General features: G+C 68.7%; 10 protein-coding genes. 1 reads left to right on the forward strand and 9 read right to left on the reverse strand.

What is annotated here, in order from left to right; translation table 11 throughout:
• Position 1 precedes the first annotated feature (1 nt).
• From ACRSBM_RS01650 to ACRSBM_RS01690, 9 genes are all read right to left on the reverse strand, one after another.
• Positions 2 to 181 (reverse strand): DUF6104 family protein, encoded by a 180-nt coding sequence (locus tag ACRSBM_RS01650; protein WP_434438898.1) that lies wholly within the window; start codon positions 179 to 181, stop codon positions 2 to 4.
• 79 nt (positions 182 to 260) lie between these two features.
• Entirely contained in the window at positions 261 to 3,968 is a 3,708-nt protein-coding gene (locus ACRSBM_RS01655) for a multifunctional oxoglutarate decarboxylase/oxoglutarate dehydrogenase thiamine pyrophosphate-binding subunit/dihydrolipoyllysine-residue succinyltransferase subunit (protein ID WP_434438899.1), read from the reverse strand.
• Positions 3,969 to 4,297: 329 nt separating this feature from the next.
• Positions 4,298 to 5,152 carry a hypothetical protein gene (locus ACRSBM_RS01660; protein ID WP_434438900.1) on the reverse strand — a complete coding sequence of 285 codons (855 nt, stop codon included), beginning with the start codon at positions 5,150 to 5,152 and terminating at the stop codon, positions 4,298 to 4,300.
• Positions 5,153 to 5,641: 489 nt separating this feature from the next.
• A complete protein-coding gene (locus ACRSBM_RS01665) occupies positions 5,642 to 6,841 on the reverse strand; it encodes a DUF222 domain-containing protein (RefSeq protein ID WP_434438901.1) in 1,200 nt (399 codons plus the stop codon).
• A gap of 924 nt (positions 6,842 to 7,765) precedes the next feature.
• A complete protein-coding gene (locus tag ACRSBM_RS01670) occupies positions 7,766 to 11,476 on the reverse strand; it encodes an ABC transporter ATP-binding protein (protein ID WP_434438903.1) in 3,711 nt (1,236 codons plus the stop codon).
• A gap of 47 nt (positions 11,477 to 11,523) precedes the next feature.
• Positions 11,524 to 12,399, reverse strand: a complete 876-nt coding sequence (locus ACRSBM_RS01675) for a hypothetical protein (protein WP_434438906.1) — start codon at positions 12,397 to 12,399, stop codon at positions 11,524 to 11,526.
• Positions 12,399 to 13,355 (reverse strand): ABC transporter ATP-binding protein, encoded by a 957-nt coding sequence (locus ACRSBM_RS01680; protein ID WP_434438907.1) that lies wholly within the window; start codon positions 13,353 to 13,355, stop codon positions 12,399 to 12,401. Before ACRSBM_RS01680 ends, ACRSBM_RS01675 begins: the two co-directional genes overlap by 1 nt.
• Before the next feature lie 22 nt (positions 13,356 to 13,377).
• Positions 13,378 to 13,815: a hypothetical protein gene (locus tag ACRSBM_RS01685; RefSeq protein ID WP_434438908.1), complete on the reverse strand. Its 438-nt coding sequence runs from the start codon at positions 13,813 to 13,815 to the stop codon at positions 13,378 to 13,380.
• Positions 13,815 to 13,997, reverse strand: a complete 183-nt coding sequence (locus ACRSBM_RS01690; protein ID WP_434438910.1) for a hypothetical protein — start codon at positions 13,995 to 13,997, stop codon at positions 13,815 to 13,817. Before ACRSBM_RS01690 ends, ACRSBM_RS01685 begins: the two co-directional genes overlap by 1 nt.
• Positions 13,998 to 14,481: 484 nt before the next feature.
• Here ACRSBM_RS01690 and ACRSBM_RS01695 point away from each other — a divergent pair, with 484 nt between their 5' ends.
• The gene (locus ACRSBM_RS01695) at positions 14,482 to 15,930 is read left to right on the forward strand and encodes an MFS transporter (protein WP_434438911.1); all 1,449 of its coding nucleotides are present in this window, start codon (positions 14,482 to 14,484) and stop codon (positions 15,928 to 15,930) included.
• Positions 15,931 to 15,939: the final 9 nt, after the last annotated feature.

Consider the following 15,939-nt stretch of genomic DNA (forward strand, 5'->3'; position numbering starts at 1 on the left):
CTCAGTCCTCGAAGTCGTCGTCGTCGCGCGCCAGGAAGGTGGCGAAGCGCTCGATGGGCGTCTCGAAGTCCGGGTTGGCGTCGACGAACTCCCGCAGCTTGTCGGCGAGCCACGCGAAGGTGACCTCCTCCTCGCCGCGCCGCTTCTCGAGCTCCTCGATGCCGCGATCGGTGAAGTACATGACGAAACTCCTGTAGGGGCTTAGAAAACGAGCCGCCGGACCCAAGTGGATCCGGCGGCTCGTCTCGGTCAAACGGTGATCACTCGAACGCGCGGGTGATGATCTCGCGCTGCTCGACCTCGTGCACCTTGCTCGAACCGGCCGACGGGGCGGCCATCGGGCGGCGCGACACGCGGCGGACGGTGCCGAGGTGCTCGGGCAGCAGCTCCGGCAGGGCCAGGCCGTAGAACGGCCAGGCGCCCTGGTTCGCCGGCTCCTCCTGCACCCAGCGGACGTCCTTCGCGTTCGGGTAGCGCTCCAGGGTCTCGGTCAGCTTGCGGGCCGGGACAGGGTAGAGCTGCTCGACGCGCACGATCGCCACGTCGCCGCCGCCGCGCTTCTCCCGCTCGGCGTGCAGCTCGTAGGAGATCTTGCCGCTGCACAGCAGGACCTTCGTGACCGCGTTCGTGTCCTTGATCGTCGGGTCGTCGATCACGGACTGGAAGCGGTCGCTGATGAACTCCTCCGTGCCGCTGACCGCGGCCTTGAGGCGCAGCATCGACTTCGGCGTGAACACCACGAGCGGGCGGTCGACGCCGTCGAGGGCGTGCCGGCGCAGCAGGTGGAAGTAGTTCGCCGGGGTCGACGGCACCGCGACGGTCATGGAACCCTCGGCGCACAGCTGCAGCCAGCGCTCGATGCGGCCCGACGTGTGGTCGGGGCCCTGGCCCTCGTGGCCGTGCGGCAGCAGGATCACGACGTCGGAACGCTGACCCCACTTCGCCTCACCGGACGAGATGAACTCGTCGATGATCGGCTGCGCGCCGTTGACGAAGTCGCCGAACTGCGCCTCCCACAGCACCAGCGCCTGCGGGTTCGCGACCGAGTAGCCGTACTCGAAGCCGAGCGCGGCGAACTCCGACAGCACCGAGTCGTAGACCATGAACTTGCCCTGGTCACCGGACAGGTGCTGCAGCGGCGTGTAGTCGCTGCCGGTCTTGCGGTCGATCAGGGTCGCGTGACGCTGCACGAACGTGCCGCGGCGCGAGTCCTGGCCCGCGAGGCGGACGTTGCGGCCCTCCATCGCGAGCGAGCCGAACGCGAGGAGCTCCGCGAACGCCCAGTCGATGCCGCCCTCGCGCGCCATCTTGGCGCGGCGTTCGAGCACCGGCTTGACGCGCGCGTGCGGCGTGAAGCCCTCCGGCAGGTTCACGTGGGCGTCCGCGATGTGCTCCAGCACCTCGCGGCTGATGCCCGTGGGCAGCTTCGCCGGGATCTGCTGCTCGGCCTCCACCGACGGGCTGACCGTCACCGGGTGCTTCTCGAGCTCGCGGACTTCGTTGAAGACGTGCTCCAGCTGGCTGGAGAAGTCCTGCAGCGCCTTCTCGGCCTCTTCGACCGTGATGTCGCCGCGGCCGATCAGGGACTCGGTGTAGGTCTTGCGGACCGAGCGCTTCTGGTCGATCACGTCGTACATCGCCGGCTGCGTCATCGAGGGGTCGTCGCCCTCGTTGTGGCCGCGGCGGCGGTAGCAGACCATGTCGATCACGACGTCCTTGTGGAACGCCTGGCGGTACTCGACGGCCAGCTTCGCGACCCAGTAGCAGGCCTCGGGGTCGTCGCCGTTCACGTGGAAGACCGGCGAGCCGATCATCTTCGCGACGTCGGTCGAGTACTTCGAGGACCGCGAGTGCTCCGGCGCGGTCGTGAAGCCGACCTGGTTGTTGACGACGATGTGGACCGTGCCGCCGGTGCGGTAGCCGCGCACGAGCGCCAGGTTCAGCGTCTCGGCGACGACACCCTGGCCCGCGAACGCCGCGTCACCGTGCAGGGCGACCGGCAGGACCGGGAAGAAGTCGCCGCCCTTGTCGATCAGGTCCTGCTTGGCGCGCACGATGCCCTCGAGCACCGGGTCGACGGCCTCGAGGTGCGACGGGTTCGCCGTCAGCGACACCTTGGTCTCGCCGTCGCCGAACATGCGGAAGTACTTGCCCTCGGCACCGAGGTGGTACTTCACGTCGCCGGAGCCGTGCGCCTGACCGGGGTCGAGGTTGCCCTCGAACTCGCGGAAGATCTGCGAGATCGGCTTGCCGACGATGTTCGCGAGGACGTTCAGGCGGCCGCGGTGCGGCATGCCGATGACGACCTCGTCGAGCTCGTGCTCGGCGGCCTTGTCGAGGACCGCGTCGAGCAGCGGGATGACGGTCTCGCCGCCCTCCAGCGAGAAGCGCTTCTGGCCGACGTACTTCGTCTGCAGGAACGTCTCGAACGCCTCGGCCGCGTTCAGTTTGCTGAGGATGTACTTCTGCACGGTGGCCGGCGGCTTCTCGTGCGGAACCTCGACGCGCTCCTGGATCCAGCGGCGCTCTTCGGGCTCCAGGATGTGCATGTACTCGACGCCGACGGTGCGGCAGTACGAGTTGCGCAGCACGCCCAGGATGTCGCGGAGCTTCATCCGCTCCTCGCCCGCGAAGCCGCCGACGGGGAACTCGCGGTCGAGGTCCCACAGCGTCAGGCCGTGGCTGAGCACGTCCAGGTCGGCGTGGCTGCGCTGGCGGTAGTTCAGCGGGTCCGTGTCGGCCATCAGGTGGCCGCGCGTGCGGAACGCGTCGATCAGCTCGATGACGCGCGCGGTCTTGTCGACGGCGCCCTCGGGGATGTCGGCGACCCAGCGGATCGGCTCGTAGGGCAGCCGCAGCGACGCGAAGATGTCGTCGTAGAAGCCGTCCTCGCCCAGCAGCAGCTGGTGGATGCGCTTGAGGAACTCGCCCGACTCCGCGCCCTGGATGATGCGGTGGTCGTACGTGGAGGTCAGCGTGATGATCTTGCTGACGCCCATGTCGGTCAGGGCCTGCTCGCTGGTGCCCTGGAAGTGCGCGGGGTACTCCATCGCACCGACGCCGATGATCGCGCCCTGACCGGCCTGCAGCCGCGGCACCGAGTGGTTCGTGCCGATCGTGCCGGGGTTGGTCAGCGAGATCGTCGTGCCCGAGAAGTCGTCCGCGGTCAGCGAGCCGGAGCGCGCCTTGCGGATCAGGTCCTCGTAGGCCTGCCAGAACTGCGTGAACGTCATGTTCTCGCAGCCCTTGACCGACGCGACGACCAGCGTGCGGCTGCCGTCCTTGCCGGGCAGGTCGATCGCCAGACCGAAGTTCACGTGCTCCGGCGTGACGACGAACGGCTTGCCGTCGACCTCGGCGTAGTGCCGGTTCATATTCGGGTACGCCTGCAGCGCCCGCACCACCGCGTAGCCGATGACGTGCGTGAAGGAGACCTTCCCGCCACGCGTCCGCTTCAGGTGGTTGTTGATGACGATGCGGTTGTCGGCCAGCAGCTTCGCGGGCACGGCGCGCACGCTCGTCGCGGTCGGAACGGTGAGCGACAGCTCCATGTTCTTCGCGATCGCGGCGGACGCACCGCGCAGCTGCTTCTGCTCGGGCTGCGCGCCCTGTGCGCTCTGCGTGACCGGCTTGGCCTTGGCGGCCTGCTGCGGCGCGGGCTTGCCGGTCGACGGCAGCGTGGCCGCCGGCTTCGGCTGCTGCTGCGGCTGCGCGGCAGGCTTGGAGGCGGCGGGCGCGGCCTTGCCGTTGTCCGCGGCCGGCGGCGTCACGGTCGCGGTCGTGGTGGCCGTGGAGCCACCCGCGCTGGCCGTGGCGGTACTACCGTTGCCGCCCGCACGCTTGTAGTCGGCAAAGAAGTCATGCCATGCCGGGTCTACGGATGACGGGTCCGCGAGGAACTGCTCGTACATCTCCTCGACGAGCCATTCGTTCGGCCCGAATTGTGACGCAGGACTGCTGCTGGACACGGCTGGCGCTCGCCTCTATCCATCTCGCTCTTGGTGTTGACTCATGCGGTCATCAGGCTAGTCCCCCTGGCCCGGGCCTTCACACGCTGGAGGCACCTGGCAAGGAGTGCTCTGTCACAGGATCGATCAGGACGAGCCCGTAGTCACCCGAAGTTGAGCACTTCTTGATGTGCGTCTCACTACGTCACCTCACTTTTCGGCCCTGTTGAGTGTCTGTTGGAGTGGCATACGCACTGAGCGCAGTGATCAGTTCACGATAGGTACATCCTGTGCTCCGCACGGATCGATCTTGTGCGGCCTCGTGTTCTGCCCCTGTTCAGCCCAGCTGTTCAGCCCAGTGAACGCAGGATCGAGCTCGTCATGGCCTTCACGAAGTTCTCCCTGGTCTCGTCTGACGTTCGGTCCAGCGACAGGTACGGGTTCAGGTCCTCCAGTTCGACCAGCAGGAGGTCCCCGTCCTGCGTGCGGCACGCGTCGACGCGCTGGATGCCGTGGCCGAGGTCGTTCCAGTCGATGAACTTTCGCGCGAATTCCAGATCTTCCCGGCTCGCGTCGTAGTGGGTCAGTGCCCAGCGTTGGGCGGGGTCCGGTGCGTTGAGGGCGTACTGGAAGTCGTGGTCCACGAAGTAGAACGAGACCTCGTACCGGAAATCGATCTTGGGCTGAATGAGAACGTCTTCTTCTTTGTGAGTTGAGTTCGCTTGGGTGAGGTTCTCGTGGGTGAGGTTCTCGGCTTCGACGAACTTCAGGCCGTGCGAGTCGGCGCCGGCTTTGGGTTTCACGACGTACTCGGTCGCCTGCGGGAGGCGGTCCAGGTGCGTGAGGTCGTCGATCGTGGGGATGACCGGGTAGCCCTGCTCGGTCAGGTCGATCAGGTACTGCTTGCCCGCCATGTCGGCCTTGCCGGTGAGCGGGTTGTAGACGCGTTGGCCGGTTGACTTCGCCTGCTCGCGGAAGTGGGCGTAGGCGGCTGGGTAGTCGATCACCGGGCCGCTGTTGCGGACTACGACCGTGTCGAAGCTCGCCATCAGGGGTGTGGCGTCTTCTGGGTGGGTGATGGCCAGGTCGAAGTGCTGGCGGAGTTTTGAGGTCAGGTAGATGTCCTCGTCGCAGTAGCGGCGGCCTCGGGCCGGGTAGGTCAGGTCGGAGACGTAGAGGACTGATGGGCGGGGGCTGGGCGGCATGGGGTCCTCTGGGGGTTGGGTCGGCGGGCTGGCCTGAGTCTGCGGGCTGGGTTGCGTGGGTGGGCTGGACCTGAGTGGGCGTGCTGATTTTGCGTGGGTGGGCGGGTTGGCTCGCGTGGGGCTTGCGGTGGCGGTTGCGTGGGCCGGTTGCGTGGGCCGGTTGCGTGGGCCGGTCGCGTTCCAGCGGAGGGGTCGCCTGCCGTGCGAGCGGTCACCCTGCATAGGTGGCTGGCTTGGGTGCCTTTACCGGGCCGGGTCTATTCATCGCCGCTTCGCGACGATTGCGATTGGGGCTTGACTTCGGGGCCCTTGCGAGATGCTTGATCGGCCTAAAACGGCCAGGCATAAGGAGCCCGGCCGATCTCTTCAACGGTAGCATCTCGCACCCAAAGTCAAGCCCCAATCGCGGCGGTTGCGTTATCACCGCTTGCCCAGCGGAGAATGAGGGAAGACGGCTCGCTTCGCGTCGCCACGGCTTTGCCGGGGAAGTCAGGCGGCGGCATGGAGAAGATTTCTGCGCGGCTTGCGGTTTCCGTCCATCCAGCGCGGCGGGTGGAATGTGGGTATGCCGTGCTCCATTGTCACGTCCCATTCGCTTTGGTGGATGAGCGTGTGGTGGTGACGGCACAGCAGGACGGCGTTGTCGACCGATGTCTCGCCGCCGTCCGCCCAATGGCGCACGTGGTGGCCGTCGCATTGTTTCGGTGGTCTGCCACACCCGGGAAAAGCGCAGCCGCGATCGCGGGCGACGAGTATTCGGCGGATTCCGGCGGGGAAGGAACGGGTTTTGCGGCCGATGTTCATCGGCTGGGACTTCTCGCCCAGTACCAGCGGGATGATGCCCGCGTCGCAGGCGAGCTGACGGACCTGCTCGGCCGGGACACGCTCGCCGTTTTCCAGCGTCGCCTGCCCAACCTGCTCGGCGAGCTCGTCGTAGCGGATGGTCACGGTGAGGGTGACCGGCTCGCCGCCGTGCTCGGGCAGCTGGTCCGCACGCAGCATCAGATCGACCAACTCGGCCAGCGCATCACCCTCACGCTCGGCGCGTGACCGCAGGTCCGGGCCGTCCTCGGCGGTCTCCGGACGCGGCTTGGCCAGCGGATCGAGCAACGCCTCGTACTTCGCGCCAGTGACCGCGTCCAGCAACGCCCTGATCTCCAGCTGGCCGTTCTTCCAGCGCATCACATGCTGGTTGACCTGCGGCGCGGGCTCGGGATCATGCGGCGGCGGGTCGTCCTGATACAGCCGATACGCGAGCTCCTTGCCGAACGCGCGCACCGCATTGGGCTCATGCTCACGAGCGAAGCTCACAACGGAGTCCTCAGCCTCGGCGGGCAGGGCCTTCATGACCTCGGCGACCACCGCGACATGCTCGACCGACAACACACCCTCGGCCGCAACCGACGCGGTCACGGGAAGCTCAGGGGCGAGCTCACTTCCGGTCGGAGTGATCTCGGCGCTCAGCAACCCGGCGTTCGTGACCCATTTCCTGGCTGTGGTGAGATCCCACCGAACCGCGTGCCGCAACACCTGCGGCAAATTCTTGTACCCCAGCTCGCCCGCAGCTCCTCGCCGATCCAGTTCGGCGATCTTCTGCAGGACGGTATTCTCGCGAACCCGAATCTCCGTCACCTCATCGACGAGGCTGCGCAGCAGCTCGTCAGTGGGGAGGAGTCGAGTTTCGATCACGTGTTCTACTATACCGAAAGATCACGAAACGATAACAGTCAAGCGTGAACACGATAGGGTGAAATGCCGGCCAAGCGGTCATGCACAACCAGACGCGCGATTGGGGCTTGACTTTGGTTCTAGATGCTACCGTTGAATAGATCGGCCGGGCTCCTTATGCCCGACCGTTTTAGGCCGAAGTCATCTATGAAGGAGCGGGGCCGGTCAAGTCCCCTCGCGGGGCTTGTTTTCGGGGTTTCGGCTTGCTTGTGGGCAGGCGTGTCCGGCGGTGGGGTCAATGACCGGCCGCAGGCCGCCCCCGGAGGGGGCCGGAGGGTCTTGACGCCGTCGAGGGACATGTCACGCTGTTCGAGCCGAAAACAGGCTCTGCTTGGTGTAGGGGTCGCGTTCACCGTGCCGGGGCCTGTTCCCACCACCGCCTGGGCACACCACACCAACATCAACAACGCTGCGGCTTGACATCCCTAGCAACTGGGATGTCTTCGTCATCGGCCTTGTTGGAACGTTCGCGGTATGTCCGAGCAGCACCGGTACGCCTATAGGCGCGATGCGAAGCGAGCCGGAACGGGCTGATTCTGCGCTGGGTGGCGGTGCACCCCGCGCTGGGCGATCGGGGCTTTACCTTGAGGGGGCGGGATGCTTCCCTGTCTGGGCTCGGCCGGGGCGCTTTTCTCCCCGGCTTTTGAGGCCGTGTCAGCGTCCCGCCAGAGGCTCAAGGTCAAGCCCCAATCGCGGCCCGAAATTCGTCCATGCCTGATGGACCACCTCCGCAAGGTGGCCGTTCGCATGGCAGGTGACCCCTCCGCTGGAACGCGCTCTCTCGCCCGCAAGCCGACCCGCTCGCCTGAACCGCAACCGGCCCGCGCAGCTGAACGCGGCCGGCTCGCCCGGTTCGGCGCGGCCGGGGCGCCGTCCAGCTCCGCGTTAGGCGGCTTCCGGGGTGCCATGGCGCCACAGGCGCGCGTAGGCGCCGTTGGCGGCTAAGAGGTCGGCGTGGGTGCCCTGTTCGACGATGCGGCCGCCTGACAGGACGACGATGCGGTCGGCTCGGGCCGCTGTGGCCAGGCGGTGGGCCACTACGAAGGTGGTGCGGGCTCCGGACAGGTGGTCGCTGGCTGCCAGGACTGCGGACTCGGTGGCTGGGTCGAGGGCCGCTGTGGCCTCGTCTAGCAGGAGCAGGTCTGGGTTGACCAGTTCTGCTCTGGCCAGGGCTACCAGTTGGCGTTGGCCTGCTGAGAGGTGGTTGCCGCGTTCGCCTACCGGTTGGCGGAAGCCGTTCGGGAGGGTGGCGACCATGGGGAGGGCGCCTACGGCTTGGACGGCTTGCTGGATTTCCGGTTCTTTGGCGGTGGGGCGGCCGTAGGCGACGTTGTCGGCCAGGTCGCCGCCGAAGAGGTGGGCCTCTTGGGGGACTACGCCCAGGCGTTGGCGGTAGGCGCTCAGGTCGTAGGTGCGGACGTCCACGCCGTCTACCAGGACGGTGCCTTCGGTGGCGTCGTAGAAGCGGGCTACGAGTTTGACGAGGGTCGACTTGCCCGCGCCGGTTTCGCCTACCAGGGCGACCGTTTCGCCTGGGGTTACGTGGAGGGTGACGTCGGCCAGGGCCGGGTGGTCGGCGCCCGCGTAGGTGAATGAGACGTTGCGCAGCTCCACCTCGCCTCGCAGGCGGGGTGGGACCGGGATCGGGGTTGCCGGTGGCTCGACTGAGCTGGGGGTGCGGAGGAGGTCGGCGATGCGGCGGAGGCCCACTCGGGCCTGCTGGTAGCCGTCGAAGACGCCGGAGAGTTGCTGGATCGGGCTGAAGAACAGGCCCAGGTAGAGCAGGAACGCCAGCAGGACGCCTGGGGTCAGGGTGCCGGTGGCCACGCGGTGGGCGCCTACGGCCAGGACGACCGCTTGGGCGACGCCGGAGAGCATTGCCACGAACGGGAAGTACGTGGCGATGTAGCGCTGGGCGCGCAGGCGGGTGCGGCGGTAGGCGTCGCTGCGTTCGGCGAAGGTCTCGGCCGAGTGGCGTTCCCTCGTGTACGCCTGGGAGACGCGCAGGCCCGAGACGTTTTCCTGCAGGTCGGCGTTCACGGCGCTGACGCGTTCGCGGGCTTCCGCGTACGCGGTGGAGGAGAGGCGCTGGAAGATCACCGTGGCGATCGCCAGGATCGGCAGCACCGACAGTGCGATCAGGGCCAGTGAGGCGTCGGTGAACACCAGGGCCGCGGTGATGCCCACGACGGTGACCAGGCTGATCACGGCCGTCACGAGGCCGGTCTGCAGGAACGTCGAGAGGGCGTCGACGTCCGTCGTCATCCTCGTCATGATGCGGCCGGCCATCTCGCGCTCGTAGTAGTCGAGGCCGAGGCGTTGCAGGTGGGCGTAGCTGCGGACGCGCAGCAGGTAGAGCAGGCGTTCGCCCAGGCGGGCGGCGAGCACGGTGCTGCCCGCCGTCGTCAGCCAGCCGACCACCACCAGGCCGGTGCCGAGGGCGACGGCCTGCCACAACGCCGACTCGGCGCCGCCCACCACGCCGCCGTCGATGCCCAGGCGCACCAGTGAGGGCAGGCCCATGCCCACCAGCGCGTCCAGCACGACCAGGGCGGCCACTCCGCCCAGCGCCCAGCGGACCGGGCGCAGGAGGCGGGCCAGGCGGAAGCCGGGATCGGCGGCCCTCGGGTCTTCGCCGTGCAGGACCGGGACCTCGGTGGCGGGTGGCAGCGAACGGACCTGCGCCAGCAGCTCCGGGGTGGGCGGGCCGCCCGCCAGCGCCGCCATGCCACCACCGCCACCGCCACCACCGCCGCGCCTGCCGGGCGCGGCGGGCGCGGAGGTCTTGGCCTCGGCGATCAGGCGTTCGTCCCTGTCTTCCTGGCTGAGCGACGGCCACAGCTCGCCGGTCCGCACCGGCGCGGCCGACTCGATCGCCTCACCGGGGCCCGCCAGCAGGTCGCGGTAGAGGGCGCAGCGCGCGGTCAGCTCCTCGTGCGTGCCGATGTCGACCACGCGGCCCGCGTCCAGGACCGCGATCCGGTCGGCCAGCGACAGGGTGGACCGCCGGTGCGCCACGAGCAGGGTGGTGCGATCGGCCGTCACCGAGGCCAGCGTCGCGTGGATCGCGGCCTCCGTCGCGTTGTCCACCGCGGACGTCGCGTCGTCCAGCACCAGGACGCGGGGGTCGGAGAGCAACGCGCGGGCCAGGGCGACGCGCTGGCGCTGACCGCCGGACAACGTCAGCCCGCGCTCGCCCACCACCGTGTCGTAGCCGAGCGGCAGGGCCTCGATGAAGTCGTGGGCCTCGGCGGCCTTGGCGGCGCGCTCCACCTCCTCGCGCGACGCGTCCGGGCGGCCGTACGCGATGTTCGAGAACACCGTGTCCGAGAACAGGAACGCCTCCTCGAACACCACGCCCACCGTGTGGCGCAACGACTCCAGCCGCAGCGTGCGCACGTCCGCGCCGCCGACGCGGACGGCGCCGGAGTGCACGTCGTAGAAACGCGGCAGCAGCAGCGAGACCGTCGACTTGCCGGAACCGGAGGTGCCGACCAGCGCCAGCGTCTCGCCCGGCTCCACGGAGATCGAGAAGTCCCGCAGCACCGGCTCGCTGCGGGTGTACCCGAACGTCACCCCGGAGAACGAGACCCCAAGCGGCCCGTCCGGCACCTCGGCGGGGCCGTCCGTCACGTCCGGCTGCGAGTCGATCAGCTCGTAGACCCGCTCCACACCGGCCCTGGCGAGCTGCGCGGACACCATCAGGCTGGACAGCAACCTTGTCGGCCCGACGAGATTGGCCACGTACGTCGTGAACGCGAGGAACGTGCCCAGCGTGACCTGGCCGTGCAGCGCGAGCCAGCCGCCCAGCCCCAGCACCGCGACCTGGCCGAGCAACGGCAGCGCCGTCACCGTCGCGAGGGGTTTCGACGACAGCCGGGCCGACCGCATCCGTTCCGCGAACAGGGACTTCGCGTGCTTCTCCAGCCGCGCGACCTCCCGCGCCTCCTGGCCGAAGCCCTTCACCACGCGGACACCGGTGACGGTCTCCTCGACGTGCTGCGCCAGGTCGGCCGCCCGCTGCTGCGCCGACCACGTGGCGGGGAACAGCGTCAGCCGGGTGCGCCCGGCCAGCCACGCCACCAGCGGCAGCACGATCACCGCGATGATCGTCAGCGGCACCGACAGGTAGAGCATCGCGGCCAGGGCGGCCAGCGCGAACACCACCGTGCCGACGGCCAGCGGCGCCATCATCAGCAGCGACTGCACCAGCTGCAGGTCGGTGATCGAGCGAGACACGATCTGCCCGGTCCGCAGCTCGTCCTGCTTCGCGCCGTCGAGCCGCTGCACCGCGGAGAACACGCCCAGCCGCAGGTCGTGCTGCACGCCCAGCGCCAGCCGCCCGCCCAGGTAGCGGCGCAGGAACGCCGACCCGAACGTGAGCAGCTCCAGCACGACCAGCGCGACCATCAGCGGCCACAGCCGGTCCGTGCGGCCGACCGTCGAGTCGTCGATCGCCGTCTTGAGCAGCAACGGACCCGCCGCCTGCAGACCCACGCCGACGACCGCGGCGACCACCGACAGCACCACCAGGCGGGGGTGCTGCCAGCACGCTGCGGTCAGTCGGCGGATCCAGCCCTTCGTCACGGGACCCACAGTACGGTCGGGGTCCGACAGAAAATCGTGACGTCAGTTACCGCAGGTCAGGTGATGTCCTTGCGGGTCATCAGCGCCCAGCTGCCACCGAACGCGGCGGCGACCCACCCGGCGAAGATGAGCCCCGACAGCCACCACGCCTGCGCGCCACCCGCGCCCGCGAAGGCCCGCAGCACCGCGATGCCCTCTTCGGGGACGACGCCCGCGTTGGCCATGAACAGGTCGACGACGACGGAGCCGGTGAGCCCGTTCACCGACCCGTTCGGCAGGAACCCGACGACGGTCTCCGGCGTGCCCGAGAGCCGGAGCCCGAACTGCAGCGAGTTCTCGACCACCAGGAAGTACATGATCAGCAGCACGGTCACGCCGGCGACGTTCGGGACGAGCGCGCCGAGGCCGATGCCGAACATCGTCATCAGGATCGACGACAGCACGGCGACCAGCGCCAGCATCGCCCAGCCGCCCGCGTCGGGGATCTGGCCCGCATCACTGGTGAAGACGACGCCGAGCGCGATGAACCCGATGATCGCCAGCCCGTAGATGGCGCCCCACAGCGCGTAGACCAGCAGCTTGGCCAGCATCGTGTGCATCCGCGACGGCGAGGTCAGGAACGTCGTCGTGATCGTCCGCCTGCCGATCTCACCGGAGATCGCCAGCGCACCGAAGATCAACGGGAACATCGTGGCGAGGTTGATCGACCGCCCGATGCCGAGCAGGGAGAACTTCCACTGGTCCGGCGTCACGCCGAGCGCGTCCGAGATCTGCTCCGCCTCCGAGGACGAGGTGAAGTCGACGAACGCCTGACCGATCAGGCCGGACAGCAGCCCGCCGCCCAGCGCCACCAGCACGGTCGGGATCAGCAGTCCCCACCACAGGCTGGTCGTCGTGATCTTGCGGAGCTCCGCCTGTACGAGGTTGCCCATCAGGCCCAACCACCCTGCTGTTGCTGCTGGTACGGAGCCGGCGCGTAGCCGGCGTACTGGCCACTGGTGAGCTGGAAGAAGATCCGTTCCAGGTCGACCTGCTCCTCCTGGATGCCGTAGACCGACACTCCCGCGCGCAACGCGACGTCCGCGACGTGCCGGGAATCGACCCCGGCCACGGCGAGCCGGCCGTCCGGGAGCTGTTCGATCGACTGGACGCCGTCCGCCTGCAGCGCGGTCGCGAGCGCGCCGACGTCCGACGGCTGCACGAAGACACGGCGTTGTTGTTGCTGGCGCAGGTGGTCCAACGGCCCGTAGTACATCGTCTGCCCGCGCGACACGATCACGACCTGGTCGACGGTCTGCTCGACCTCGGCCAGCAGGTGGCTCGAGATCAGCACCGTGCGGCCCATGCGCGCGTAGGACCGCAGGAAGTTGCGCAGCCACGCGATGCCCTCGGGGTCCAGGCCGTTCGCCGGCTCGTCGAGGACCAGCACCTGCGGGTCGCCGAGCAGCGCGGTGGCGACGGCCAGCCGCTGCTTCATGCCCAGCGAGAACCCCCCGACCGCGCGGTCGGCCGCGGTGCCGAGGCCGACCAGGTTCAGCACCTGGTCGGCCTGGGCGTCCGGGACGCCGATCGCCGCCCCGTAGACGCGGAGGTGGTTGCGCGCGCTCCGGCGCGGATGGAATCCCTGCGCCTCCAGTACCGCGCCCACCACGCGTCCGGGCTGGCCGAGCTGGTGGAACTGGCGTCCGTTGATCGTCGCCGTACCGCTCGTGGGCGTCACGAGACCCAGCAACATCCGGAGGGTCGTCGTCTTGCCCGCGCCGTTCGGACCGAGGAAGCCCGTCACACTGCCGGGTGACACGGTGAAGCTCAGGTTCTGCACCGCGGTCACCGAACCGAACTGCTTGGTCAGGTTCTGCACCGCGATGAGGCCGCTGCCGTCATGCATGCGGCCCATCCTGCCTGAAGGGTCAGTCCGGCAAGGCGTGCTTGGGACGAGACTCGACGGGCGCGCGGTGCACCGGCGGCGGATCGGCGGCCAGGACCGGCAGTTCGGTGGTCATCTCGGCCGGCGTCTCCTCCGGGAGGTCGATAACGCCTGATCGGGTGAACGGGTTGCGCAACGGCCGCCGCCGCTCGCGGTGCGGCACCCCCTCACCGATCAGGTGCTGGTGCGCCATGTTCCAGACCTGACACGGCCACCGGCGGCGACGCAACCAGCCGGGACACGCCCGGCACCGGCCGTCCTCGTCGGGCTGGTGCACCGTCAGCAGCAGCCGCCAGCCGTCCGCGAGGCGGTGGATCTCCGCGCGGGCCAGCGGAACCAGCGCGTCGGCCTCGCCGTGCTCGGCGACCTTGTCCAGCAGCGCCAGGCGTCGCAGCACCGCGTCGCGCAGGGTCTCGTCCATCACATCTTCGCCGTGGCCTGGTCGAGCAACGAGCCCAGCCGGCGCGTCTGGGTGGCGGACATCACAGCGGTCTCGCCCGGTGGCGTGACCAGCAGGACCCGGTCGTCCTCGACCAGCACGGTCATCGATCTGTCTCGACCGAACGGGTCGTGGCAGTGGATCCATCCCTGTGGTTCAGCCATGGAATCTCCCTTCGAGGGACACCCGACTCCGTCTTCATCGGCCGTCGGCCCTGCTCGCCGCACCGCGCACCGGTGATTTCACTCGTTTGCTGGATGGGTCGAACACGGGCAGTGGTCCACTCGGGGAAACTTTTGGATCGCGTTTCGGCGGGGGCGCTGGGCGCGACGCGCCAAGGCCCGCTATATTTGGAAGCGGCGGCCCCGCTCCCAGTGACCCCCAGGCTGGTTGAGCGCGGCCGCCCTTTAACGAGGCGGGCTCTGGCGCTCGTTGGCCTTCGGCCAACTTCGCCGGAGCCCGCAGTATTTGTCGGGGGGACGACCCCCCGAACCCCCCGAGGGCTCAGGCGCTGGCGCCTTCGCATCCGCTGGGCTCCTTCGCATCCGCTGGGCGCGTTCGCGACTCGCTGGCCACCTCCGTCGAAACCTGCTTGCGCCGCTCGCTCTCGTACGCTGTAAGGTGCTCGTACACCGTAAGGGGGACGAGATGACTTCGACGACCGAGAAGGCCGTGGTGCACCCGCACCCGCAACGCTGGGCCGTGCTCGGCGTGCTCTGCCTGTCCGTGCTGGTCGTGGTGCTGGACAACACCGTGCTGAACGTGGCGATCCCGTCGGTCTCCACCGGTCTCGGCGCGAGCACCGCGGACATCCAGTGGATGATCAACGCGTACTCGCTCGCACTGGCGGGTCTGCTGCTCACGACCGGATCGCTGAGCGACAGGTTCGGCCGCAAGCGCGCACTTCTGACGGGCCTGGCCCTGTTCGGCGTGGGCAGCGCGGTGGCGGCCTACGCGGGCTCGTCCGAGGCGTTGATCGCGGCCCGCGGCTTCATGGGCGCCGGCGCCGCGGTGCTGATGCCCGGCACGCTGGCCGTGCTGATGCAGTTGTTCGACGAGAAGGAACGCCCGAAGGCCATCGGCATCTGGGCCGCGGTCACGAGTCTCGGCTTCGCGGCGGGGCCGGTGATCGGTGGCGCGCTGATCAAGCACTTCTGGTGGGGTTCGGTGTTCCTGGTCAACGTGCCGGTGGCGATCCTCGCGATCGCGGCCGTCGCGACGCTCGTGCCGGAGTCGAAGGATCCGACCGTGCGCAGGCCCGACGTCGTCGGCTCGGTGCTGTCGATCATCGGCATGGTCTCGATCGTGTACGCGGTCATCGAGGTGCCGGAGCACGGGTTCGGTTCGGCGGAGTTCGGCGTGCCGATCGCGATCGGCCTCGTGACGATGACCGGATTCGCGTTGTGGGAACGGCACACCACCGACCCGATGCTGGACCTCGGCTTCTTCTCCGACCGCCGCTTCACCGGTGCGGTCGCGTCGGGCGTGCTGGCGGCGTTCGGCATGGCGGGCTCGCTTTTCCTGTTGACGCAACACCTCCAGGGCGTGCTGGGCTACAGCCCGCTCGAAGCCGGCCTCCGCGTGGCGCCGATGGCGATCGCGTTGATCATCACCAGCAACACCCTGGGGCAGCTGGTGATGAAGCTGGGCGCGGGCAGGGCGATGCTACTCGGCATGACGATCGTCGCGACCGGTGTCGCGTTGCTGTCGATCGGCACGACCTACCCGCCGACGCTGGCGGGTCTGATCCTGATCGGCGTGGGTGTCGGTGTGTCGCAACCGGTCGCGGTCAACGCGCTGATGGGGTCGATCCCGCCGGAACGCGCCGGCATCGCGTCCGGACTGTCCGGAACGTTGACGGAACTGGGGTCCTCGTTCGGCATCGCGGTACTGGGCGCGTTGCTCTCGGCGCGGTTCGTGGCCTCGCTGCCGGACGGCGTTCCGGGGCGGTCGCTGAGCGAGGCGCTGCACAGCGGTGCGGACGTCACGGTCGTGCGCGAGGCGTTCTCGAACGGGATGAGCGTCAGCCTGCTGATCGGTGCGGTCGCCGTGTTCCTGGGAGGTGTTGTGGCCAGCATCCTGTTGCGGCGAGCCTAGGATCGATGG

This window comes from Lentzea xerophila, assembly GCF_051094245.1.
Taxonomy (GTDB): domain Bacteria; phylum Actinomycetota; class Actinomycetes; order Mycobacteriales; family Pseudonocardiaceae; genus Lentzea; species Lentzea xerophila.